Genomic DNA, 24835 nt, shown 5'->3' with positions numbered 1-24835 from the left:
TTTGACGGCTTTTTTCGGGCCCGGACAAGGACTTCGCCGACATTCCCTGTGAATTGGCTGCAATGCTTCCGCATAGGTGCTTTTTGCTGTTATCTCTGATTGTTAAAGATGATTCTTGTCCGAATGATCGAGGGCGTATCGGGAATGACCGATTTCGCCCGGCGGATTACGCGGATACCGGCCGGAAGTGCCGGCCCGCGCGCGCGGTGCCGGCCGCATAAGAGGATCCGATGACGAAATTGCGGCAGTCAGGCGACTACCAGATGCCGGTTGTTGACCGTGGCGTCAGGCCAGGCACCGTGCTGCGGATCGTTCTGCTCGCGATCGTCCTCACCGTGTCAGCCATCGCCTTCGTGATCTTCAAGAACGAGATGGAAAACGAGATCGTTCTCGGCATCCTCGGCGTTCTTGCCATGGTCGGCATCTTCTTCCTCGTCTCCTCCGTCATCGGCTTCATCGAGGTCATGCCGCAGTCGCGCCCGGACGAACTGGCGCGCGCCTTTCTCGATGCCCATGAGGACGGCACGATCGTCACCGACCGCAAGGGCCGGATCATCTACGCCAACGCCGCCTATGGCGCGCTGACGGGTGCCAAGAGTGCCGCCGGCATCCAGTCGCTGGAAACCATCCTGTCGCGCAATCGCGAGGCGACGGAAGCGATCTACCGGCTAACCAACGGTCTGCACGAGGGCAAGCAGGGGCATGAGGAATTCCGCCTGCTGAAGCCGCTCGCGACCAGCACCTCCAGTGGCTCCGGCGCCCATTGGTTCCGGCTGAAGGCGCGGGTGTTGCCGCTCGAAGACAGCGAGCGCAACCCGCTCTATCTCTGGCAGATTGCCGACATTACAGCCGAACGTGACGACCAGGAACGTTTCTTCAAGGAACTGCAGAACGCGATCGACTATCTCGACCACGCGCCGGCCGGCTTCTTCTCCGCCGGGCGCAAGGGCGAGATCTTCTACATCAATGCCACGCTCGCCGATTGGCTCGGCATCGACCTGACCAAGTTCCAGCCAGGGTCGATCAGCATCGGCGACCTGGTGGCCGGCGAGGGGTTGACGCTCGTTCAGGCCGTGCAGGCGGAGCCTGGCCTGAAGAAGACCAAAATGCTCGACCTCGATCTGCGCAAGCTGAACGGCCAGAGCCTGCCGGTGCGCATGATCCACCGCGTCTCCTCGACGCGCGACGGAGCACCCGGCGAAAGCCGCACCATCGTCATGTCGCGCGAGGGCGGCGAGGACAACGAGCAATCGGCGTCGAGCGCGGCAATGCGCTTTACCCGCTTCTTCAACAACACGCCGATGGCGATCGCCTCGGTCGATGGCAATGGCCGGATTCTGCGCACCAACGCGCCGTTCCTGAAGCTCTTCTCCGGCCTCGTCTCGCAGGACGAGGTCGAGCGCGGGGCGCTGATCGAAGCCGTGGTGCACGAAACCGAAAAGGGCCGTCTGCACGAGGCGCTGGCGGCAGCCAAGGACCGGCAGGGTGACATCGCGCCGATCGATGCGCTGCACCCGAAGGATGGAGAGCGCCACTTCCGCTTCTATATCAACGCCGTAATCGACCAGAGCGATCAGTCGCCAGAGGAAGCGGCAATCATCCATGCGCTTGAAATCACCGAGCAGAAGGCGCTCGAGAACCAGATGGCGCAGACCCAGAAGATGAACGCCGTGGGCACGCTCGCCGGCGGCATCGCGCACGACTTCAACAACGTGCTGACGGCGATCCTGCTGTCGTCCGACCACCTGCTCCTGTCGGCCCGTACGGCAGATCCGAGCTTTGCCGATCTCATGGAGATCAAGCGCAACGCCAACCGCGCTGCGGTGCTTGTGCGCCAATTGCTCGCCTTCTCGCGCAAGCAGACGATGCGGCCGACGGTGCTCAATATGACGGATGTGATCGGCGACCTGCGCATGCTGGTCGATCGCATGACCGGAACCAACGTCAAGGTCGAGGTGGACTATGGCCGCGATCTTTGGCCGGTCAAGACCGATCTCGGCCAGTTCGAACAGGTGCTGCTGAACCTGGCGGTCAATGCCCGCGACGCAATGCCGGAGGGCGGCACGATCACCCTTCGGACGCGCAACCTGCCTGCCGCCGAGGTTGCCGCCTTCGGACGACGCGAGTTGCCGGACGACGATTTCGTGATGGTCGAGGTCGCCGACCAGGGGACCGGCATACCGCCGGAGATCCTCGACAAGATTTTCGAACCGTTCTTCACCACCAAGGAAGTCGGCAAGGGCACTGGTCTCGGCCTGTCGATGGTCTATGGCATCGTCAAGCAGTCGGGCGGTTACATCTATCCGGAATCGGAAGTCGGCAAGGGCACCACCTTCCGCATCCTGCTGCCGCGCCACATCGAGGTGCCGGTAGTGGCCGAAGAGACCAATCTGGCGGCGACAACAACGGCGGAGGCGGCTCCGGCGCGGGTAGCGCAGGCGATTGCAGCACCGGCGGCAAAGACCGAGGAGCCGGCCGATCTCACCGGGGATTCAGCCGTCGTCCTGCTTGTCGAGGACGAGGAGGCGGTACGCCGCGGCGGCAAGCGCATGCTGGAAACGCGCGGCTACACAGTCTACGAGGCGGGCTCCGGCGTCGAGGCGCTCGATATCATGGACGAGCTCGACGGTGCGGTCGATATCGTCGTTTCGGACGTGGTGATGCCGGAGATGGACGGACCGACGCTGCTGACCGAGCTGCGCAAAAAGTACCCGGACCTGAAGTTCATCTTCGTTTCCGGCTATGCCGAAGACGCCTTTGCCCGCAACCTGCCGGCCGACGCGAAGTTCGGCTTCCTGCCGAAGCCGTTCTCGCTGAAGCAGCTCGCAGTCTCCGTGCGCGAAATGCTCGACTCCTAGATCAGCGATCTGACACTGAAATCATCAGCCGGTGGAAGTCGGACATGAAAAAGCCCGGCGCTTGCGTGCCGGGCTTTTTCGTCTGTTATCCTATAGGAATTACTTGGCGTTGAGCGCGACCGCGATCTCGCCAGCAAGGCGCGCATTGTTCTCGACCAGCGCGATGTTGGTCTCGAGGCTGCGGCCTTCGGTCATGTGGAAGAGATTGTCGAGCAGGTAAGGCGTGACGGCCTTGCCGGTGATCTCGTCGCTCTCGGCATTGTCGAGCGCGCGGGTGATGTAGATTTCCATCTCTTCGCGCGGGATTTCGCTTTCTTCCGGCACCGGATTGGCGACCAGCATGCCGCCGTCGACGCCGAGCAGTTCGCGCATGTTCTGGAAGTTGGCGATCGCCGCCGGGCTGTTCAGCATCAGCGGGCTCTTGAGGCCGCTGTCGCGCGACCAGAAGGCCGGGAAGACTTCGCTGTCGTAGGTGACGACAGGGACACCGCGGGTTTCGAGCACTTCGAGCGTCTTCGGAATGTCGAGGATCGCCTTGGCGCCGGCGCAGACGACGATGACGCCGGTGCGGGCAAGTTCGTCGAGGTCGGCGGAGACGTCGAAGCTGAGTTCGGCGCCGCGGTGCACGCCACCGATGCCGCCGGTCGCAAAGACGCGAATGCCGGCGCGGGCAGCGGCAATCATCGTCGCGGCAACGGTCGTTGCGCCCGTGCGGCGCTCGGCGATCGCGAACGCGAGGTCGGCGCGCGAGACCTTCATCGCACCTTCCGTCTTCGCCAACTCCTCGAGCTTGGCGTCATCAAGGCCGATATGCAGCACGCCATGGATGACGGCGATCGTTGCCGGCACGGCACCCTGTTCGCGGATGATCGCTTCGACGCTGCGGGCCATGTTCAGATTGCCGGGATAGGGCATGCCATGGGTAATGATGGTCGATTCCAGCGCCACGATCGGCGCGCCACGCGCCTTGGCGGCTGCGACCTCGTCGGAATATGCCATCGGCAGGGAGGGAGAAGCGGGTTTGGTCATGGTCTTTCCTTGGGAGTTCTGCTGGCAATTGTCATGACAGCATTTGGGGCGTGGGCACAAGAGCCAGCGCCTGTTCGAGATTGGCCGCGGACATCTCTTCGGATGCGGCCAAGGGAGAGCGCAATGTGATTCCGGCGGCTGCGATGCCGTGCCGCAGGCACTCGGTCAGATTGCAGCCGGCGAGGCGCGCGGAGAGGAAGCCGGAGGCAAGCGCATCACCGGCGCCGGTCACGTCGGCCAGTGCCGGGAGCGCCGGCGGAACGGCAACGCAGATGCTGTCGCCATCGAAGGCGACGACCGCGCGGCCGCCGCGTGTGACCACGCCGCCATTGAGGCCCGCGCTTCTCAAAAGCGCCGGCCATGCTTCCGCCTCGGCCGCGTCCTTGCCGGTCAGCGCCCGTGCCTCGGATTCATTCATGAACAGGAAGGAGAGATGGGGGAGGCACGGCCGGTAGCGGATGACCTTGGCGGGCGAAACGGCAATGCCGGCGACGAGGCGCCCGTTGCCCGCGGCCGACTGGACCAGCGCGGCGATCGTTTCCTCCGGCAGGTTGGCGTCCGTCAGCACGAGCCTGCTCGTGGCGACGACATCGCGGAGCGCCCGGCGTTGCAATTGTCGCGGCGAGAACAGCCGGTAGAGTTCCATGTCGGCGAGCGCGATCACCAGATTGCCGTCGTTTTCAAGGATCGCGGTGTAGCTCGGCGTCTGGCGATCGAGAAAGGTGAGGGGGCTGTCGATGACCCCTGCTGCGGCCGCCGCCGCCGTCACCATCTCGCCGGCGGCATCGCCGCCGCGAGTGCTGATCATGCGCACGCCATGGCCAAGGCGCGCAAGGTTGCGGGCCGCGTTGAAGCCGCCACCGCCAGCCTCTTCGAACCAGGTGCCGGGATTGCTGGAACCCGGTGCGGTCGTCCCCGATATGCGGCCGCGCCTGTCGATATGCGCTCCGCCGAAGACGGCGATTTCAGCTTCCGTCATGAATGTTCCTCTGCTTGGCCCATCGGCCGAAATATCTGTTGGCTTTCTGCAATGGCCGAGGTCCAAATTCCAAGGACCCATGCGCCCGATCTCTTCGTCTCAGGCGAATCGGCCAAGCCCTGAGGGGCAGGTTTGAAGACGTACTGCGCGCATTTGAGAACCTATGGTTTCAATCCCGTGAACATGAAAAGAACGAAACCAAGATAATCATTGTTTTTCAATATATTGTCCTGCTCTTGCAAATACGGAACAAAACATGTACAAAAACTCCTGCGGCGGCTTCATTGCCTCGGTAGCTTCAATAACCTAAAGGTGGACCAAATGGCACAAAACTCTTTGCGGCTCGTAGAGGACAAATCGGTGGATAAAAGCAAGGCACTTGAAGCGGCACTTTCCCAGATCGAACGGTCGTTCGGCAAGGGATCGATCATGAAGCTCGGTGGGAAGGACAGCATCATCGAGATCGAAACCGTCTCGACGGGTTCTCTCAGCCTCGACATCGCGCTCGGCATCGGCGGCCTGCCGAAGGGCCGCATCGTTGAAATTTACGGCCCGGAAAGCTCGGGTAAGACGACGCTGGCGCTGCAGACGATCGCCGAAGCACAGAAGAAGGGCGGCATCTGCGCCTTCGTCGACGCCGAACACGCGCTCGATCCGATCTATGCGCGCAAGCTCGGTGTCGATCTCGAAAACCTCCTGATCTCGCAGCCGGACACCGGCGAGCAGGCGCTTGAGATCACCGACACGCTGGTGCGCTCCGGTGCGATCGACGTTCTCGTCGTCGACTCCGTCGCAGCGCTCGTGCCGCGTGCCGAAATCGAGGGCGAAATGGGCGACAGCCTGCCGGGCATGCAGGCACGCCTGATGAGCCAGGCGCTGCGCAAGCTGACCGCGTCGATCTCCAAGTCGAACTGCATGGTCATCTTCATCAACCAGATCCGCATGAAGATCGGCGTCATGTTCGGTTCGCCGGAAACCACCACCGGCGGCAACGCGCTGAAGTTCTACGCCTCGGTCCGCCTCGACATCCGCCGCATCGGTTCGGTCAAGGAGCGCGAAGAGGTCGTCGGCAACCAGACCCGTGTCAAGGTCGTCAAGAACAAGATGGCGCCGCCCTTCAAGCAGGTCGAGTTCGACATCATGTATGGCGAAGGCGTTTCCAAGACCGGCGAACTCGTCGATCTCGGCGTCAAGGCCGGCATCGTCGAGAAATCCGGTGCCTGGTTCTCCTATAACAGCCAGCGCCTCGGCCAGGGCCGCGAGAACGCCAAGACGTTCCTGCGCGACAACCCGGACCTGGCGCGTGAGATCGAGACGGCGCTGCGCCAGAACGCCGGCCTGATCGCCGACCGGTTCCTCGAAAACGGCGGCCCGGAACCCGACGACGGCAGCGACGACGCCGCCGAGGCGTGAAACACCAGGAACTGAAGCTTCCGGAGAACCGGTCGTCCTATGACGGCCGGTTTTTTGCTGCCGTCTGGACAGTGTGGTACGTGAGCGATAAAAGCCTTTGGTTCCGGCGGCCGAGGGCGTTGGAGGGCGTGGCCGCCCTGGGTGGCCACGGGGCTTTGAGGACAATGGCTTAGTGGCGCGGCGATGGCTGCGGCCGGGCCGGAATTGATGCTTAAGAATAGGACGCAAGATGAGCGGCGTGAATGAAATCCGGTCGACCTTTCTCGACTATTTCCGCAGGAACGGTCATGAGGTCGTGTCGTCGAGCCCGTTGGTGCCGCGCAACGACCCGACATTGATGTTCACCAATGCCGGCATGGTGCAGTTCAAGAACGTCTTCACCGGGCTGGAGCAGCGTCCCTATTCGACGGCCGTGACCGCGCAGAAATGCGTGCGCGCCGGCGGCAAGCACAACGACCTCGACAATGTCGGCTACACCGCGCGCCATCACACCTTCTTCGAAATGCTCGGCAACTTCTCCTTTGGCGATTACTTCAAGGAAAACGCCATCGAGCTTGCCTGGAACCTGATCACTAGGGAATACGGCCTCGACGCCAAGCGCCTGCTGGTCACGGTCTACCACACCGACGACGAAGCCTTCGATCTCTGGAAGAAGATCGCCGGCTTCTCCGACGACCGCATCATCCGCATTCCGACGAGCGACAACTTCTGGGCCATGGGCGATACCGGGCCCTGCGGCCCATGCTCGGAAATCTTCTACGACCATGGCGACCATATCTGGGGTGGACCGCCCGGCTCGGCCGACGAGGACGGTGACCGTTTCATCGAGATCTGGAACCTCGTCTTCATGCAGTACGAGCAGATCACCAAGGAAGAGCGGGTCAACCTGCCGCGTCCGTCGATCGACACCGGCATGGGCCTCGAGCGCCTGGCAGCGGTGCTGCAGGGCCAGCACGACAACTACGACATCGACCTTTTCCGCGCCCTGATCGCAGCTTCCGAGGAAGCAACCGGCGTCAAGGCCGAGGGCGACCAGCGCGCCAGCCATCGTGTCATTGCCGACCATCTGCGTTCGTCCGCTTTCCTGATTGCCGACGGCGTGCTGCCGTCGAACGAAGGCCGCGGTTACGTGCTGCGCCGCATCATGCGCCGCGCCATGCGCCACGCGCAATTGCTCGGTGCCCGGGATCCGTTGATGTGGAAGCTCTTGCCGGCGCTGGTCGGCCAGATGGGCCGCGCCTATCCGGAACTGATGCGCGCAGAAGCGCTGATCTCCGAGACGCTGAAGCTTGAGGAAACCCGCTTCCGCAAGACGCTGGAGCGCGGTCTGAACTTGCTTTCGGACGCATCTGCCGATCTCTCGGAAGGCGACCAGTTCAACGGCGAAACCGCCTTCAAGCTCTACGACACCTACGGCTTCCCGCTCGACCTGACCCAGGACGCCCTGCGCGCCAAGGGCATCACCGTCGATACCGACGCCTTCTCTGTCGCCATGGAGCGCCAGAAGGCCGAAGCCCGCGCCAACTGGGCCGGCTCGGGCGAAGCGGCGACCGAGACGATCTGGTTCGAGCTCAAGGAAAAGCACGGCGCCACCGACTTCCTCGGCTATGACACCGAGACCGCCGAAGGCGTGATCCAGGCGATCGTGCGCGACGGCGCCGTCGTCGCTTCGGCAGCCAAGGGCGACACGGTCCAGGTGGTGCTCAACCAGACGCCGTTCTACGGCGAATCGGGCGGCCAGATGGGCGACACCGGCACGATCACCACCGAAACCGGCAAGCTTGTCGTGACCGACACGCAGAAGCGCGGCGAGGGGCTCTTCGTTCATTTCGCGACCGTTGCTGAAGGTACGGTGAAGACCGGCGACGCCGCGCAGCTCGACGTCGACCATGCGCGCCGCTCGCGCCTGCGCGCCAACCACTCGGCAACCCACCTGCTGCATGAGGCGCTGCGCGAAGTGCTCGGCACCCATGTCGCCCAGAAGGGCTCGCTGGTAGCCCCGGAACGCCTGCGCTTCGACGTTTCGCATCCGAAGCCGATGACGGCGGAAGAGCTGAAGATCGTGGAGGAAATGGCCAACGAGATCATCGTGCAGAACACGCCGGTGACCACGCGCCTGATGAGCGTCGACGATGCGATCGCCGAAGGCGCGATGGCACTCTTTGGCGAGAAGTATGGCGACGAAGTGCGCGTCGTCTCGATGGGCCGCGGCATTCACGGTTCCAAGGCCAACCGCGCCTATTCCGTCGAGCTTTGCGGCGGTACCCACGTGTCGGCCACCGGTGACATCGGTCTCGTCCGTGTCGTTTCGGAAAGCGCAGTCGGCGCCGGCGTTCGCCGCATCGAGGCGCTGACCGGCGAAGCCGCACGCGCCTATCTCAACGAGCAGGACGAGCGCGTGAAGACACTCGCCAACACGCTGAAGGTTCAGCCGGGCGACGTGCTCGGCCGCGTCGAGGCGCTGCTCGACGAACGCCGCAAGCTGGAACGCGAACTGACCGAAGCCAAGAAGAAGCTGGCGCTCGGCGGTGGCGGCGAGGCGGGTTCCGCCGACGCAGCCCGCGACATCGCTGGCGTTCGTTTCCTCGGCAAGGTCGTCTCGGGCGTCGAGCCCAAGGATCTGAAGAGCCTTGCCGATGACGGCAAGAAGAGCCTCGGCTCTGGCGTCGTCGCTTTCGTCGGCGTGTCCGGCGATGGCAAGGCGAGTGCGGTCGTGGCCGTCACCGACGATCTGACCTCGAAGCTCAGCGCCGTCGACCTCGTTCGCGTCGCATCAGCCGCGCTCGGCGGCAAGGGTGGCGGCGGACGTCCTGACATGGCCCAGGCCGGTGGTCCGGATGGTGAGAAGGCGGCCGAAGCCATCGAGGCCGTGGCCGTTGCACTGGCCGGGTAACCGTCAAAGACAGAAACTAGAAGGGCGCCACTTCGGCGCCCTTTTTTGTTCGATGTCCTCAAATTGTTAGAAAACGTCGGCATCGCTCTGAATTCGCTATTCTTTCGTCGCACCGCGGATGTTGTCGAGCGCAAGTTCGATGGACGCAAACGTTGCGACACGTGGCTCGTGCACGTCGTGGCTCGCCAGCATGCGCCGAACTTGGTGCGAGGCGCCGGTAACGATGAAGCGCACGCCGGTCCGTTCTGCCTTTCGGACGGTGCCTTCGATCACATTAGCCGCGGTTGAATCCATGAAAGGCACGTCGCTGCAATCAAGAATGAAGTTGCGGCGCTGGTCGGCAATCCGGTCCAGCACCGAGCCAACAGTTGCCGCTGAGCCGAAGAAGAAGACGCCGGAAATGTGATAGATCACCGTATCCGGGTCGTCGGCGGCAACGGGGTGTTCCTCGGCGCCATTTTCTTCCGCGCTGGATCCTGGGCGCTTCGCTTTGCCGATGGCGATGCTCTTGGCCATACGGTCGATGAAGAGAACGGCTCCAAGCGCGAAGCCGACGACGATACCTTCGGTCAGATCGCGAAAGACGACGATGGCAAAGGTGGCGAGCAGCACCACGGCATCGCCGCCTGATGATCGCAACAACGCCATGAAGGCCGGCTTCTCGACCATGTTCCAGGCGACGACCGCAAGCATGCCGGCAAGGGCTGCAAGCGGGATATAGCTTGCAAGCGGAGCAGCCACCAGCATGAAAGCGAGAAGGAAAGCCGCGTGCAGCATGCCCGACACCGGACTGGTGCCGCCGGCCCGCACATTCGTCGCCGTGCGTGCGATGGTGCCGGTGACGCAGATGCCGCCGAAGAGTGCCGAGCCGATGTTGGCAATGCCCTGGCCGATCAGTTCGACGCTGGAGCGATGACGCCGGCCGGTCATGCCGTCAGCGACGACGGCGGAAAGCAGGGATTCGATGGCTCCGAGCAGCGCGAACGAAACTGCATCCGGGAAGACCGCAGCGACCCGGTCGAAGGATAACGGCGGCAGCGCCGGCCTCGGCAGGCCGCCGGGGATGCCGCCAAAGCGGGTGCCGATCGTTTCGGTCGGCAGGTGTAACAGGGCGACGGCGACAGACGCGACGGCGATCGCGATCAGCATGCCCGGCCAATGCGGCCTCAGCTTGCGCAGGACGAAGATAACAGCAATCGTCAGTGCCGCGGTTGCCACGGTCGCCGGGTTGATCGTGTCGATCGCGGCAGCGAGGGCGGTGATCTTGTCGAGGAAGGGGCCGGGCTCATTGCCCTCAAGCGTGATCCCGAGAAGATCGCGCAGTTGGCTTGCGAAGATGATCACCGCGATGCCGGCGGTAAAGCCAACGGTGACGGGATAGGGAATGAACTTGATGTATTTGCCGAGCCGCAAATAGCCGGCAGCAATCAGCATCACCCCGGCCATCATCGTCGCCAGCAGGAGACCGTCGACGCCGTGGCGATTGACCGTGGCAGCGACCAGCACGATGAAGGCGCCAGCCGGACCGCCGATCTGGGAGCGGCTGCCGCCGAGGAAGGAGACAAGAAAGCCGCCGACAATGGCGGTATAGAGGCCGCGATCAGGCGTGACGCCCGATGCGATGGCGATCGCCATCGACAGGGGCAAGGCAACGATTGCGACAGTGAGGCCGGCGATCGCGTCGGCGCGCAGGCGGGCGCCGTCATATCCTTCAGTGAAAACGCTTACGATCTTCGGAACAAGAGTATCGGTCATCGGCTGGGCCTTCGGCCAGAAGAGTTCCGTCCGGTGGATCCCGGGCGGAGCCTGCAAGACGGCAATGATAATAGAGCTAGCTTGAGTCGCGGCGCTTGCAAAATTGTGGCGGTACGCCGGAGAAGTCCGCAGGATTTGTCAAATTGATCTATGGTCTACCGATCCGTGAGCAAAGCGCGAAAGGGTAGACATGGACGATCGGGTAGCGTGGGCGACCTATGAACGGCGCCTGCACAGGGTCAGCGACTACATTTATGGCCATCTCGACGGCGATCTCGACCTCGATCGTCTCTCCGAGATCGCCTGTCTATCGCCGCACCACTGGCACCGCATCTATCGTGCGGTCCATGGCGAGACGCTGGCCGCAACCGTGAAGCGGCTGCGACTGCAGCGGGCCTCGGCCGATCTCGCCCAGTCCGATCTTCCTGTCGAAGCGATCGCGCAGCGCTCTGGCTACCCCAATCTCCAATCCTTCAACCGCACCTTCAAGGGAGCTTACGGGCTGCCGCCGGCGCGCTACCGGAAGGAGGGCAGCCATGTCGCCTTTGAAACCGCATCAACGGAAGGAATCCCTGATATGTATGAAGTCACCCTCAAGGAGGTCGAGGCCTTCGACCTCGTCGGCGTCGCCCATAGCGGCTCCTACATGGAGATCGGGCGGGCGTTCGAGACGCTCTACGGAACCTTGTTCTCGCGCCAGCTGTTCCGGCCGGACATGGAGATGATCGGCATCTACCTCGACGACCCCGAACTGGTTCCGACCGACAAGCTGCGCTCCTTCGCCTGCGTCAGCGTTCGCGAACAGATGCCGGTGGAGACGCCGCTGACACCGCAGCACCTCGACGGCGGCCGCTACGCCGTGCTGCGCCACAAGGGTCCCTATGCGGATATGCCGAACGCTTACCAATGGCTCTACGGCACCTGGCTGCCACAGTCAGATCGTGAAATCCGCGACAGCCTGATGTTCGAGAAGTATCTCAACAATCCCCGCGAAGTGGCGCCGACGGAGCTTTTGAGCGAGATCTACCTGCCGCTGAAGTGAGGCTTGCAAGACGTCGGTGGTCGGTTGCGATCGGCGAAGTGGAACACCTCTGAACGGCCGACAAGGTTTCAAGCCTTGTCTGCCTTTTCCTGATGGCACCTGCCGATCCAAGCGCAGACATCCGGCCACACAAACAAGAAGGGCCGGCTGAGCCGACCTCTCCTCGTCCGCCATTTTGCAGTGCCGGTTACATCCGTGGCCAGCAATCGCATGCTATCGAGCCGTCGGCTTTCGCCCCTCACGGCCCGCAAGGCTTGATCAACTTGCTCATATTGATGCCGGTAACGCGAAAACCTGCGACATCGTAGACGTGTTTGGCACGTCGATTGTTCTCCGCGACACGCAGCTTTATCTGCTTAAAGCCTTTCGCTGAAAGCTCGGTTTCGAGCGCATTGAGGGCCTGCTTGGCGAAACCTTGCCCCTGCTGGCTGGCAAGGATGTGGAAATCGCTGATGAAGACCGAATGGCCGGCGAGGTCTGGTCTATACCAGAGGTAGCCTATGAGGCTGGAATCGGTCTCATTGATCACACAGAGCAGCACGTTGCCCGGCGTCTTCACGCCCTGCGGCAGATCTTGTGCGATTTCACGTCTTGCCTGCACCAGCGCGTCAGCGTCGGAAAAGCGGTAGTTGGCCGAAATTTCAATGGCGTAGTCCGGAATGAAATAGTCGAGATAGGCCGGGTATTCGCTATCAAGCATCGGTCTGAATGAGATCATCGGTCGTTCCCGTAAGGGCTTGCCGCCGCGGAGATCAGCTGAGCGACGGTGCTGGTAAAAAAGAAACCCGGCGCATGGCCGGGTTCCGTGTTTTTCGAAGTGTCTGGCGCCCTATCAGGCAGCCATGGCCTTCTGCAGGTTCTCGTCGATCTTGTCGAGGAAGCCGGTGGTCGAGAGCCACGGCTGATCGGGACCGATGAGCAGCGCCAGGTCCTTGGTCATGAAGCCGGATTCGACGGTGTCGACGCAAACCTTCTCAAGCGTGTCGGCGAACTTCGCGAGTTCGGCATTGCCGTCGAGCTTGGCGCGGTGCGCAAGGCCACGGGTCCAGGCGAAGATCGAGGCGATCGAGTTGGTCGAGGTTTCCTCGCCCTTCTGGTGCTGGCGGTAGTGGCGGGTAACCGTGCCGTGGGCAGCTTCGGCTTCGACCGTCTTGCCATCCGGCGTCATCAGAACCGAGGTCATCAGGCCGAGCGAGCCGAAGCCCTGGGCCACGATGTCCGACTGCACGTCGCCGTCGTAGTTCTTGCACGCCCAGACGTAACCGCCGGACCACTTCAGAGCGGAGGCGACCATGTCGTCGATCAGGCGGTGTTCGTACCAGATCTTCAGTTCCTTGAACTTCTCGGCGAATTCTTCCTCGAAGACCTTCTGGAAGATGTCCTTGAAGCGGCCGTCATAGACCTTGAGGATGGTGTTCTTGGTCGAGAGGTAGACCGGAACCTTGCGCTGGATGCCGTAGTTGAACGAAGCACGCGCGAATTCGGTGATCGAATCGTCGAGGTTGTACATGCCCATGGCAACACCGGCCGACGGTGCGTCGAAGACGTCGTATTCGATTTCCTTGCCGTCTTCGCCGACGAACTTCATCGTCAGCTTGCCCTTGCCCGGGAACCTGAAGTCGGTGGCGCGGTACTGGTCGCCGAAGGCATGACGGCCGACGATGATCGGCTTGGTCCAGCCCGGAACCAAGCGCGGAACGTTCTTGCAGATGATCGGCTCGCGGAAGATGACGCCGCCGAGGATGTTGCGGATCGTGCCGTTCGGCGACTTCCACATCTTCTTCAGCTTGAATTCCTCGACGCGGGCTTCATCCGGCGTGATCGTGGCGCACTTGACGCCGACGCCGTGCTTCTTGATCGCGTTCGCGGCATCGACCGTTACCTGGTCTTCGGTGGCATCGCGGTTTTCGACGCCGAGGTCGTAATATTCCAGATCGATGTCGAGGTAGGGATGGATCAGCTTGTCCTTGATGAACTGCCAGATGATGCGGGTCATCTCGTCGCCGTCGAGCTCGACGACCGGATTGGCGACCTTGATCTTTGCCATGAATATGCCTCGTAGCTTATGCGGGACAGCGGGAGCGATGTCCCTTCCTCTCTGAAAAATCCTGTGCCCTATAGCACTCAGAACCGGCAAGGCAAAGCGTGCTTGGTTGAAACTTTGGACGGAGGTTGCGACTGGCCGTAAACAAGGCTTCGGCATGTCTTTCCGGCTGGGCCTTCAGCGCGCCGGCCTTGCAAAGATCGCGCCTGCCGCTATGCAGGAACAACTGGCGAAAGCGGCGCTCGTCTGAAGGCGAACGCCGACAGACAAAGGCATCCGATGGCATTTCGTTCCCGTATGCGCGATTGGCTTCTTGCCAACGATCCGGCCTTCTCCCGCCTGCGGCAGGCCTCCCGCATCACCGCGACGATCGTCGTTTCCATTCTGCTCCTGATGGCGTTTCACTATCTCGTGGCGCCGCTGCCGCCGGCCGCCTTCGGCCTCGCCGCATCGCTGTCGATCGAAGGCGGTCTCGCTGTTCGCGACACGACGGTGGCAGGCCAGCGCCTGACCCGCATCATCGCCGTCGCCGTCGGCGTTTCCATGGTCGGGCTTGCATCGGTTCTCGAGACTCATCGCTACGCATCTGATGTCGTTTTCCTGCTGATCATATTTCTCGCCGTCTATGGCCGGTCCTTCGGGCCCCGCGGCTTTGCCGTCGGCATGTTCGCCTTCATGTCCTATTTCACCGGCGCCTATCTGCGACCGACGCTCGACCAGCTGCCGGCGCTGTTCTTCGGCACGGCGGTGTCAGCCACGGTCGCGCATCTTGTTCGCACACGGCTGCTGCCGGATGATCGCTACCAGGACCTGTTGCGCGCGACGGCCAGCGTGCAGCGCCGCGTCGACCAGATGCTGCTGCAACTGGCGGAGATCGCCCGCAAGCCGGTTCTCTCCGAGGTCGATCGGCGTCGGCTGCACACGGCGGAGGAGCGGCTGAAGGAAGCGGTGCTGATGGCCGAAAGCTTCATTCCGACCGAGAACCGGCGGCCGGAACCGGAGCCGGGCCTCGCCTCGGCCGATGTCGTCGTCAATCTTTTCGACCTGCATCTCGCGGCCGAAAGCGTGATCGTGGTGAGTTTCCAGTCGATGCCGCCGCCAGCACTGGTCGAGGCGATGCTGGCGCGTGACGGCGAGCGGATCGACGAGGAGATCGCGCGGCTCGGCGATGCCGCACCACGCCGCGCGGAAACGGTGAAGGCGCTGCTCTGGCTTCGCAATGTCAGGCAGAGGCTTGCCCGCAGCCTTGCAAAGCTGACGCCGGCCGACCTCGAAGAGCCGCAGGCACACATGAGTGGCGGACCAAGCCGCTGGAAGCCATCGCTTACTGACCCGGCGCTGAAGGCAGCGATCCAGATCACGCTTGCTTCCGGCATCGCCATGGTCTTCGGGCTGATGCTGTCACGCGAGCGCTGGTTCTGGGCGGCGCTCGCGGCGTTTCTGGTCTTCACAAACACACGTTCGCGTGGCGACACGGCCGTCAAGGCGCTGCAGCGCTCGGCAGGCACCCTCTTTGGCATCGTGGTCGGCATCGTCGTCGGCACGCTGGTTGGCGGCAATATCTATCTCGTTCTGCCGCTCTGCGCCCTCTGCGTCTTTCTTGCCTTTTATTTCCTCGCCGTTTCCTACGCGACGATGACCTTCTTCATTTCCGTCGTGCTGTCGCTGGTCTACAGCCTCATGGGCGTGCTGACGCCGCATCTCCTGCAGCTTCGTCTCGAGGAAACCATGATCGGCTCGATCGCCGGTGCGGCCGTCGCCTTCGTCGTTTTTCCGACGCGCACCCGCACCACGCTCGATGCAGCTGTCGCGACCTGGTGCGACGAACTGATCGGCCTGTTGCAGGCTGCGCGGGACGGCACTTCCGGCATGGTTCTCGTTGCCCGCTCTCAGGCGCTCGACCGGGCCTATCGCGAGCTCGCGGCGGCGGCAAAACCGCTCGGGCTTCCGTGGCAGCTGGTGACGCGCCCCGGCCATGTGCGCCAGGCGCTGGCAATCTTCATGGCCTGCACCTACTGGGCACGGGTCTTCGCGCGACGCGTCGGCACGGATGCGGAGCTGGAGGGCACCGATTTCAAAGAGGACATCGACGCCAATCTCGAACTCGTTCGGTCGGTGCGCGACAAGGCGTCCGCCTATTTCTACGAGGTCGGCCGGATCGGTGCGCCGGTCGATCGGCACCTGCCGATCTCGAAGGACGATGCGGAGCTTGGTCTCGAGATGATCGGCGTCTCTCTCAACCGGCTTCATTTGTAGTGGACTTTAATTTCCGCGGTATTTGTGCAAGGGAAGCGCCGAACGACAGGCGAAGGCACGGGAAAATGGCAGGTACGAACAGCGAGCGCGAACTTCTGGTGGAAGGACCGGCGATCATTCTCGCCTATCCGCAGCTCGGCGAAAACATCGGCATGGTTGCGCGAGCGATGGCGAATTTCGGTCTGGCAGAGCTTCGGCTCGTCAATCCGCGCGACGGCTGGCCGAGCGAAAAGGCGCGCTCGGCTGCGAGCCGCGCCGACCACGTCATCGACAGCGCCAAGCTCTATGGTTCGGTCGAAGAGGCTATTGCCGACCTCAACTTCGTCTATGCGACGACCGCTCGCGACCGCGACGGCTACAAGCCGGTCCGCTCTCCGATTGTCGCAGCGCGCACGCTGCGCCAGCGCTTCCAGGGCGGCGAGAAGACCGGGATCCTGTTCGGGCGCGAGCGCACCGGGCTTACCAACGAGGAAGTGGCGCTTGCCGACGAAATCGTGACCTTTCCGGTCAACCCGGCCTTCGCGTCGCTCAATCTCGCTCAGGCGGTGCTGCTCATGTCCTATGAGTGGCTGAAGACCGGCATGGAATCGGAGGACCAGACCTCCTTCCAGGCGATCGAGCAGCGGCCGGCAACCAAGGAACATCTGCAGGGGCTCTTCGAGCATGTCGAGGAAGCGCTCGACGCGCGCAACTATTTCCGCTCCGCCGACAAAAAGCCGAAATTGGTCGAAAACCTGCGCGCTGTTCTGACCAGACCATCCTTTACCGAATCCGAAATCCAGGTGCTGCGCGGCGTCATTTCTTCGCTCGACCGGTTCACGCGGGAAAACCCGCGGGGCTCCGGCGCTCCGGGTGATCACAGCAGGGGCGAGCACAACAGGAAAGCGCGAGACAAAGGTGACAGCGAGTGAACTGAAACCCATTCTCGTCTTCGACAGCGGCATCGGCGGCTTGACCGTGCTGCGCGAGGCGAGGGTGCTGATGCCCGAGCGGCATTTCATCTATGTGGCCGACGATGCCGGCTTTCCCTACGGCGGCTGGGAAGAGGCGGCGCTGAAGGCGCGGGTGATCGAACTCTTCGGCCGGCTGCTTTCCGAGCATGATCCGGAAATCTGCGTGATCGCCTGCAACACCGCGTTCACGCTTGTCGGCGCGGATCTGCGCGCGGCCTATCCTCAGATGACCTTCGTAGGCACGGTCCCGGCCATCAAGCCGGCGGCCGAGCGCACGCGCTCCGGTCTTGTGTCTGTTCTGGCGACGCCGGGCACCGTCAAGCGCGCCTATACGCGTGATCTCATCCAGTCTTTCGCCAGCCAGTGTCACGTGCGCCTCGTCGGCTCGGAGAACCTCGCCAGGATGGCGGAGGCCTATATTCGTGGCGAGAAGCTGGATGATGAGACGGTCCTCGCCGAAATCGCCCCGTGTTTCGTCGAGATGGACGGCAGGAAGACCGATATCGTCGTGCTGGCCTGCACGCACTATCCCTTCATGGCCAATGTCTTCCGAAAGCTCGCGCCATGGCCGGTCGACTGGCTGGATCCGGCCGAAGCGATTGCCCGGCGGGCGCGTTCGCTCGTGCCGCTGCCGAACGGCTTCGAGCCGCTGAATGGCCAGGATCCGGCAATTTTTACCTCCGGTAAGCCGGATTTTGCGACCCGGCGGCTGATGCAGGGATTCGGCCTGACGGTAACGCCCGACGCGACCGTCGAGCACCGGGTGGGACGGACTGAGACGATCGGCTAGAAGAAGATCGCCAGCGAAATTCCGATCAAGGCAGCCAGCACGCAGGCGGTCCGGAAGTGCGTACGGCTGATGCGTGCGGCTTCATCTCTTGACGTGATGCGTTGCCCATCCTTGTAAGCGTCGCGCATGCGCTGATCGAGATTGTTCATCTCCATTTGTTGTTCTGTTTCGTAGTGTTCCATCACTGCCCCTGGCAAAACGCTTCGACCATAACCGATATGGGCATTCGTCTTTGCTCGCAAAAGTACGATCCTTAGCCAGTTTCAACTTTATCTTGCAGCGAGCGGATTGTGCATCCGGTGCTTTCCGGGTGACTTTCCGGCATGTATTCCCTGTGGGTTTTCTGCGTCGGAGGCACGCATTCCGGCAAAAGCGTGCTAGGTGTCGCCGGCTCGGCGGTCTGCGCCCGAGCGCGAATCAATTCAGCAAGAGGTGGAAATGAAGGTCGGCATCGACATGGGAGCGACGTCCGAAGGGACATCGGCCTCGCTCGATATCGAGGAGCTTCTGGCCACCCGTCTGCTGGTGCAGGGCAATTCCGGCTCGGGCAAGTCGCACCTGTTGCGCCGGCTGCTGGAGCAATCCGCCCCCTGGGTGCAGCAATGCATCATCGATCCCGAAGGCGACTTCGTCACGCTCGCCGACAAGTTCGGCCATGTCGTCGTCGAGGGCGAGCGGACCGATGCGGAGCTGATCGGCATCGCCAACCGCATTCGCCAGCACCGCGTCTCCTGCGTGCTCTCGCTCGAAGGGCTCGATATCGAGCAGCAGATGCGCAATGCCGGCGTGTTCCTCAACGCGATGTTCGATGCCGACCGCGAGTTCTGGTATCCGGTGCTCGTCGTGGTCGACGAAGCACAGATGTTTGCGCCGTCCGTTGCCGGCGACGTCACCGAAGAGGTGCGCAAGATTTCGCTCGGCGCCATGACCAACCTGATGTGCCGCGGCCGCAAGCGCGGACTTGCCGGCGTGATTGCCACGCAGCGTCTGGCGAAACTTGCCAAGAACGTGGCGGCCGAAGCCTCCAACTTCCTGATGGGTCGTACCTTCCTCGACATCGACATGCTGCGTGCGGCCGATCTGCTCGGCATGGACCGGCGCACGGCGGAAATGTTCCGTGACCTCAAGCGCGGCTCCTTCGTCGCACTCGGCCCGGCGCTGTCGCGCAGGCCGCTGAAGGTGACGATCGGCACGGTCGAGACATCGGCCCGTTCGACGAGCCCGAAGCTCATGCCGCTGCCGGAGGCGCCGCAGGACGTCGAGGATTTGATCTTCACGCCGGACCCGGACGAGTTGACCCGGCCGATCATGCGCCGCGCGGTCGCGCCGCCGCGCCCGACAACGGACATCCTCGCCGAACTATCACGCCCGCGGCCGGAAGCAGCAGCGCCAATCGAGGCGAGGCCGGTTCAGCCGGAGATGACCGCTGACGAGAAAGAAAGCCTGCTCGACAGCGTCTTCGCGGAAATCCTCACCAATCCGGAGGCGGCCTTCCGTCCCGATGCAGAACTGTTCCAGGACTTCCTGGTGCGTTGCCGCATTCGCCGCCTGCCGTCAGGTGCAGCACTTTCCCTCAGTGCCTTCCGCCGCAAGATGGCGGTTGCCCGTTCCGGTGTCGACGCCGAGACGGCGGCGACCGAGACCTGGGCGCAGGCCTTGCTGCTTGCCGATCGTGTGACCGAGGATCTGCAAGCCGTGTTCCTGATGATGGCGCAGGCCGCTGTCCGCCGCCTGCCGTGTCCTTCAGACGCGATGATTGCGCGCGCCTACGGCACGCATTCCGCGCGCCGTGCGCGCCGACTGCTTGGATATTTCGAGGAGCATGGGCTGATCGTCATCCATGCGGACTTCTCCGGCAAGCGCATCGTCGCCTTTCCGGACCTTGGCAGCGAAACCGCGCCGGGGGATGCGAACGGACCGGATATGGGCAACACGACGGCCACGGCGGCCGAGTAAGCCGCCTCCATTCCCGATTCCCGCGCCTTTGGGCTACTGTCACAGCCAAAAGCGCACGAACGCTAGAGCCAGGTCTGAACCACCCGATCCGACGCGTGGATGCAAGTCATCTGCAGCCGGCTGGTGCCAGTGTTGACGAAACGGTGCGGCGTCTCGGGATCGACGACGATGATGTCGCCGGCCTTGCCCATGATCTTTTGCTCACCGACAGTGAACTCCGCTTCGCCGGAATGCACGATCCAGGTCTCCGGATAGGGATGGACGTGAAGGGCAGGCCCCGGGCCGGGCGCTGCATCCATCAGGAACAGCGAGATGGGCGTGCCGTATTGCCCGCCTTCAAACAGGATGGTTCGGTTGGGGCTCTGCTTCTGCTCTGCACGCGGAATGACATGAAACATGCTGGCCTCCATCTCCGGTCGGCTTGGCTTCCTGCAGTGGATGAATTATCTTCACGAGAAGATATTATTCGAAACTATCTTCTCGTCAAGATATTTTGATGAATTACCGAGGTGAGCAATGCAGAATGAGAACGAGGCGAGGGATCACGTCGACCGGCTGCAGGCGCAGTGGGCGGCCGAACTGCCCGACCTCAATACCGAGCCGATGACCATCCTTGGGCGCGCCTACCGCCTTTCCAACCTTGTGCGCCCGTCGATCGAGGAGACATTCTCTTCATTCGGCCTCGACCGCGGCGAGTTCGACGTGATCTCGACGCTTAGGCGTTCAGGCCCGCCTTATCGCCTGACGCCGACCGACCTCTATACATTGCTGATGATCTCGTCGGGCGGGCTCACGCATCGCCTCGACCGGCTGCAAAAGGCAGGGCTGATCGTGCGCGAACGCTCGGCATCCGATGGCCGAAGCAGCGTCGTCGGACTGACCGAGAAAGGAATAGCGCTTGCGGAAACGGCGATTCGTGCGGATATGACCAACGAGGCGCAGTACCTCGCAGGGCTGAGCAAGGAGGATCGCGCCGCATTGGCGGCGCTCCTCAGGAAACTGCTCGTCTCGCTGGAGCGGGCCGAAGCCGTTGATCCGGCTTGAACGGATGCCGGTTTGTCACAATTTCGTTGACAATAGGGGCCGGACGCACTAAAGCCGCCCCAACGCCGGGCAGAAATGTCCGGTGTTTCATTTGACATGTCCCGTGGCTTCTCCGTCAGCGTGATCGTGAGAAACCTGTCAGAATCCCGAAAATGGGTTCAGAGGAGGGCGTGTTTCCTTGATCCGGTTTGGAAACAGACCGGTGTAACTGTTTGAAAGGAAATGCGATGAGCAAGCGCGAATCGTCCAAGTACAAAATTGACCGCCGTATGGGCGAAAACATCTGGGGCCGTCCGAAGTCCCCGGTAAACCGCCGCGAATACGGCCCGGGCCAGCACGGCCAGCGCCGCAAGTCCAAGCTCTCGGACTTCGGTGTACAGCTGCGCGCCAAGCAGAAGCTCAAGGGCTACTACGGCGACATCCGCGAGAAGCAGTTCCGCGCGATCTTCGCTGAAGCTTCCCGCCGCAAGGGCGACACCCCGGAAAACCTGATCGGCCTGCTCGAGTCGCGTCTCGACGCGATCGTCTACCGCGCCAAGTTCGTTCCGACGGTCTTCGCTGCCCGTCAGTTCGTCAACCACGGCCACGTCAAGGTCAACGGCGTCCGCGTCAACATCGGTTCCTACCGTTGCAAGCCGGGCGACGTTATCGAAGTCAAGGAAAAGTCCAAGCAGCTCGTAACCGTTCTGGAATCGGTTTCGCTCGCTGAGCGTGACGTTCCGGACTACATCGAAGCCGACCACAACAAGATGGTTGCGACCTTCGTCCGCGTTCCGGGCCTCTCTGACGTTCCGTACCCGGTCGTCATGGAACCGCACCTGGTCGTCGAATTCTATTCGCGTTAATCCGGGGCTCACGCCTTGTGACGTATCGAAAACCGCCCGGAAACGGGCGGTTTTTTTTTCGGTAGCGATTACCTTGCGCTGCCGTCCATGGCGCGATTTCATCCCTTCGACAGGCGATGAGTGAGAGGGAAGCCGATGCCCGAGCAGAACGCTGCGCAGGACCTGCAGGCGATTATCGACGATATCCACCGGGAGCTGAGCCCAAGGTTCGGCCAGGGCAAGGTCGCCGACTACATTCCGCAACTCGCGCGCGTCGATCCCAAACATTTCGGCATGGCGATCGTGACCACCGACGGCAAGATCTACCGGGTCGGCGATGCCGAAGTGCCGTTTTCGATCCAGAGCGTCTCCAAGGTATTCACACTGACGCTGGCACTCGGCAAACACGGCGAAAACATCTGGCACCGTGTCGGCCGCGAGCCATCCGGCTCGGCCTTCAACTCCATCGTCCAGTTGGAGCAGGAAGGCGGAAAGCCGCGCAATCCCTTTATCAATGCCGGCGCCATCACCATCAGCGACCTGATCCTCGCCGGCCATACGCCGCGGGAACTGATCGGCGAAATCGTGCAGTTCATCCGTTACCTTGCCGACGACGACGAGATCGTCATCGACCACGAAGTTGCGCGTTCGGAGACGGCCACCGGCTACAGGAACTTCGCCCTTGCCAATTTCATGCGCTCCTTCGGCAAGCTCGACCATCCGGTGGAGCATGTACTCGGCGTCTATTTCCACCATTGCGCATTGGCGATGACCTGCAGCCAGCTGGCCAAGGCCGGGCTGTTTCTGGCCGCTGGCGGCAGCAATCCGCTGACGGGCCATAACGTCGTCTCGCGCCAGCGGGCGCGACGCATCAACGCGCTGATGCTGACCTGCGGCCACTATGACGGCTCGGGCGATTTCGCCTACCGCGTCGGCCTGCCGGGCAAGAGCGGCGTGGGTGGCGGCATTCTGGCGGTGGCGCCGGGCAAGGCGTCCGTTGCCGTCTGGTCTCCTGGTCTCAACGAAAACGGCAACTCGTTGCTCGGCTCGCTGGCGCTTGAGATGCTGGCAGCGCGCACCGGCTGGTCGGTCTTCGGGTCCTAGGACCTTCTGCGTCATCGCAACCAGCACAATCCGGCCGATTTCCCTTGATCTTGACGGCCGGAGCGGGCAAGTGCAGGCCAAGATTTGCCGGGCGCGGGTTGCGCCCGTGCCTGCCGCACAGGATCCCCGCCATGGACCTTTCGCTTAACGTGTCGCAAGACCAGGCCGAAACCACTTTCGATGAGGGCGAGATCGACGCCGGCACGCATCCGCTGTTCAGCCGCATGCCGTCCTCCGTCTCGTTCAACAAGCTGCGCAAGCGCCTGCTGCGCCAGACGCGGCAGGCGCTCGACGACTTCGGCATGCTGAAGGGCGCGAAGCGCTGGCTGATCGGCCTTTCCGGCGGCAAGGACAGCTACAGCCTGCTGGCGCTCTTGATGGACCTGCAATGGCGCGGGCTGCTGCCGGTGGAGCTCATCGCCTGCAATCTCGACCAGGGCCAACCGAACTTCCCGAAGCATATCCTGCCGGAATATCTTCAATCGATCGGCGTCAAGCACCGCATCGAGTATCGCGACACCTATTCGATCGTGAAGGAAAAGGTACCGACGGGGGCGACCTACTGTTCGCTCTGTTCGCGGCTGCGCCGCGGCAACCTCTATCGCATTGCGCGCGAAGAGGGGTGCGACGCACTGGTGCTCGGCCACCACCGCGAGGATATTCTCGAAACCTTCTTCATGAACTTCATCCATGGTGGCCGACTCGCCTCGATGCCGGCGAAGCTGCTGAACGATGAAGGCGACCTGATGTTGCTTCGCCCGCTCGCCTATGCGGCCGAGGACGATCTTTCCAAGTTTGCCTCCGCGATGGAGTTTCCGATCATCCCCTGCGACCTCTGCGGCTCGCAGGATGGTCTCGAGCGCAATGCGATGAAGGCGATGCTGGCCGATATCGAGCGGCGCATGCCCGGCCGCAAGGACACGATGCTGCGCGCGCTCGGTCACGTGAACCCGTCGCATCTGCTCGATCCCAAGCTGTTCGATTTCCTGTCCCTTACACCGGAGCCCAAAGAATGAGCCATTCCGTTGACATCGCCGGCCTTGCCAACCTCCTGCAGGAAGCGGCGGTCAAAGAGATCCTGCCGCGGTTCCGCAATCTTGATGCAGGCGATGTTCGGATGAAGTCGGAAGCGATCGATCTCGTGACCGAAGGCGACGAGGCGGCCGAACGGCTGATCAAGTCACGTATCGAAGAGGTGGCACCGGGTGCGCTTTTTGTCGGCGAGGAATCGGTCGCGGCCGATCCGACCCTTCTCGACAAGCTCAACGAGGCCGATCTCGCCGTCGTCGTCGACCCGATCGACGGCACCTTCAATTTCGCCGCCGGCCTGCCGCTCTTCGGCGTCATGGCAAGCGTCGTCGCAAAGGGCGAGACGGTCGCCGGCATCATCTACGATCCGCTCGGCAATGACTGGGTGATCGCGGAGAAGGGCTCGGGCGCCTGGATGTGCCGTCCTGACGGCTCGCAGGAGCGTATGTCGGTGACGGCGGGCGTGCCGCTGGAAGCCATGGTCGGTGGCGCCTCGACAGGTTTTTACCAGCAGGAAGCACGGCGTGAAGTCATGGCCAATATGGCCAAGGTGCGTATGGCCACCAGCTACCGCTGCGCGGCCCACGAATACCGCATCTTCGCCGCCGGGCATCTGCACTTCCTGATGTACCAGAAGCTGATGCCCTGGGATCACTTGGCGGGAACGCTGATTTCGCAGGAAGCCGGTGCCTATGCGGCCCGCTTCGACGGTTCGCCCTATCTGCCTGCGCATCTCAACGGCGGCCTGCTGCTGGCGACCGACAAGGAGAGCTGGGAGACGCTTCGCCGCGAGGTTTTCACGGTCTAATTTCAACAGCCAGTGCTGAAACAAAAAGCCCGCCCGGATCGCTCCGGGCGGGCTTTTT

The 24835-nt window shown here is 62.6% G+C and carries 20 protein-coding genes; 13 read left to right on the top strand and 7 right to left on the bottom strand.

Translation table 11 applies throughout. The annotated features are described in order from the left end of the window. Window positions 1–230: 230 nt before the first annotated feature. Window positions 231–2858, top strand: a complete 2628-nt coding sequence (gene cckA, locus IB265_RS07670) for a cell cycle histidine kinase CckA (protein WP_110878670.1) — start codon at window positions 231–233, stop codon at window positions 2856–2858. Window positions 2859–2957: 99 nt separating this feature from the next. Here the strand turns inward: cckA and IB265_RS07665 are convergent, their stop codons facing one another. Then, a complete protein-coding gene (locus IB265_RS07665; protein ID WP_057248919.1) occupies window positions 2958–3887 on the bottom strand; it encodes a pseudouridine-5'-phosphate glycosidase in 930 nt (309 codons plus the stop codon). Window positions 3888–3918: 31 nt separating this feature from the next. Further along, on the bottom strand, window positions 3919–4866 hold the full coding sequence (locus IB265_RS07660) for a carbohydrate kinase family protein (RefSeq protein ID WP_058328265.1): 948 nt from the start codon (window positions 4864–4866) through the stop codon (window positions 3919–3921). Between the two features lie 321 nt (window positions 4867–5187). Between IB265_RS07660 and recA the strand changes: the two genes are divergently transcribed. Both recA and alaS read left to right on the top strand, forming a co-directional pair. Further along, window positions 5188–6279: a recombinase RecA gene (gene recA, locus IB265_RS07655; protein ID WP_057248921.1), complete on the top strand. Its 1092-nt coding sequence runs from the start codon at window positions 5188–5190 to the stop codon at window positions 6277–6279. Between the two features lie 229 nt (window positions 6280–6508). Further along, entirely contained in the window at window positions 6509–9172 is a 2664-nt protein-coding gene (gene alaS / locus IB265_RS07650) for an alanine--tRNA ligase (protein ID WP_057248922.1), read from the top strand. 96 nt (window positions 9173–9268) lie between these two features. On the opposite strand, the gene IB265_RS07645 is transcribed toward alaS, so the two are convergent. Then, entirely contained in the window at window positions 9269–10927 is a 1659-nt protein-coding gene (locus tag IB265_RS07645; RefSeq protein ID WP_192494722.1) for a SulP family inorganic anion transporter, read from the bottom strand. A 190-nt stretch (window positions 10928–11117) separates the two neighbouring features. Between IB265_RS07645 and IB265_RS07640 the strand changes: the two genes are divergently transcribed. Continuing rightward, window positions 11118–11969, top strand: coding sequence for a GyrI-like domain-containing protein (locus tag IB265_RS07640; RefSeq protein ID WP_058324114.1), 852 nt, complete (start codon window positions 11118–11120; stop codon window positions 11967–11969). Between the two features lie 238 nt (window positions 11970–12207). Here the strand turns inward: IB265_RS07640 and IB265_RS07635 are convergent, their stop codons facing one another. Beyond that, window positions 12208–12687, bottom strand: a complete 480-nt coding sequence (locus IB265_RS07635) for an N-acetyltransferase (RefSeq protein ID WP_192494721.1) — start codon at window positions 12685–12687, stop codon at window positions 12208–12210. A 114-nt stretch (window positions 12688–12801) separates the two neighbouring features. Continuing rightward, window positions 12802–14016 carry an NADP-dependent isocitrate dehydrogenase gene (locus IB265_RS07630; RefSeq protein WP_192494720.1) on the bottom strand — a complete coding sequence of 405 codons (1215 nt, stop codon included), beginning with the start codon at window positions 14014–14016 and terminating at the stop codon, window positions 12802–12804. 276 nt (window positions 14017–14292) lie between these two features. On the opposite strand from IB265_RS07630, the gene IB265_RS07625 reads away from it, so the two are divergent. The 3 genes from IB265_RS07625 (at window position 14293) to murI (ending at window position 18012) form a co-directional block, all read left to right on the top strand. Beyond that, window positions 14293–16269 carry an FUSC family protein gene (locus tag IB265_RS07625; RefSeq protein ID WP_192494719.1) on the top strand — a complete coding sequence of 659 codons (1977 nt, stop codon included), beginning with the start codon at window positions 14293–14295 and terminating at the stop codon, window positions 16267–16269. 65 nt (window positions 16270–16334) lie between these two features. Further along, on the top strand, window positions 16335–17180 hold the full coding sequence (locus IB265_RS07620; RefSeq protein WP_057248928.1) for an RNA methyltransferase: 846 nt from the start codon (window positions 16335–16337) through the stop codon (window positions 17178–17180). Continuing rightward, window positions 17167–18012: a glutamate racemase gene (murI, locus tag IB265_RS07615; RefSeq protein ID WP_192494718.1), complete on the top strand. Its 846-nt coding sequence runs from the start codon at window positions 17167–17169 to the stop codon at window positions 18010–18012. The genes IB265_RS07620 and murI overlap by 14 nt, the downstream gene beginning before the upstream one ends. Here the strand turns inward: murI and IB265_RS07610 are convergent. After that, the gene (locus IB265_RS07610; RefSeq protein ID WP_192494717.1) at window positions 18009–18194 is read right to left on the bottom strand and encodes a hypothetical protein; all 186 of its coding nucleotides are present in this window, start codon (window positions 18192–18194) and stop codon (window positions 18009–18011) included. The genes murI and IB265_RS07610 overlap by 4 nt on opposite strands. Window positions 18195–18450: 256 nt before the next feature. Here IB265_RS07610 and IB265_RS07605 point away from each other — a divergent pair, with 256 nt between their 5' ends. Continuing rightward, entirely contained in the window at window positions 18451–19968 is a 1518-nt protein-coding gene (locus IB265_RS07605; protein WP_058324118.1) for an ATP-binding protein, read from the top strand. 62 nt (window positions 19969–20030) lie between these two features. On the opposite strand, the gene IB265_RS07600 is transcribed toward IB265_RS07605, so the two are convergent. Next, on the bottom strand, window positions 20031–20366 hold the full coding sequence (locus IB265_RS07600) for a cupin domain-containing protein (RefSeq protein WP_192494716.1): 336 nt from the start codon (window positions 20364–20366) through the stop codon (window positions 20031–20033). A gap of 118 nt (window positions 20367–20484) precedes the next feature. Here IB265_RS07600 and IB265_RS07595 point away from each other — a divergent pair, with 118 nt between their 5' ends. The 5 genes from IB265_RS07595 to IB265_RS07575 all read left to right on the top strand — a co-directional run bounded on the left by IB265_RS07595 (window position 20485) and on the right by IB265_RS07575 (window position 24777). Beyond that, window positions 20485–21012, top strand: coding sequence for a MarR family winged helix-turn-helix transcriptional regulator (locus tag IB265_RS07595; RefSeq protein WP_192494715.1), 528 nt, complete (start codon window positions 20485–20487; stop codon window positions 21010–21012). A gap of 227 nt (window positions 21013–21239) precedes the next feature. Next, window positions 21240–21857 carry a 30S ribosomal protein S4 gene (gene rpsD, locus IB265_RS07590; RefSeq protein WP_057248932.1) on the top strand — a complete coding sequence of 206 codons (618 nt, stop codon included), beginning with the start codon at window positions 21240–21242 and terminating at the stop codon, window positions 21855–21857. Between the two features lie 135 nt (window positions 21858–21992). Further along, a complete protein-coding gene (locus IB265_RS07585; protein WP_112996130.1) occupies window positions 21993–22940 on the top strand; it encodes a glutaminase in 948 nt (315 codons plus the stop codon). A 131-nt stretch (window positions 22941–23071) separates the two neighbouring features. Beyond that, entirely contained in the window at window positions 23072–23956 is an 885-nt protein-coding gene (ttcA, locus tag IB265_RS07580) for a tRNA 2-thiocytidine(32) synthetase TtcA (RefSeq protein ID WP_192494714.1), read from the top strand. Continuing rightward, window positions 23953–24777 (top strand): inositol monophosphatase family protein, encoded by an 825-nt coding sequence (locus IB265_RS07575; protein WP_112996132.1) that lies wholly within the window; start codon window positions 23953–23955, stop codon window positions 24775–24777. Before ttcA ends, IB265_RS07575 begins: the two co-directional genes overlap by 4 nt. Window positions 24778–24835: the final 58 nt, after the last annotated feature.

It is taken from the genome of Ensifer sp. ENS10 (genome assembly GCF_014852025.1).
GTDB lineage: Bacteria > Pseudomonadota > Alphaproteobacteria > Rhizobiales > Rhizobiaceae > Ensifer.
This window is presented reverse-complemented; position numbering and strand designations above follow the sequence as displayed.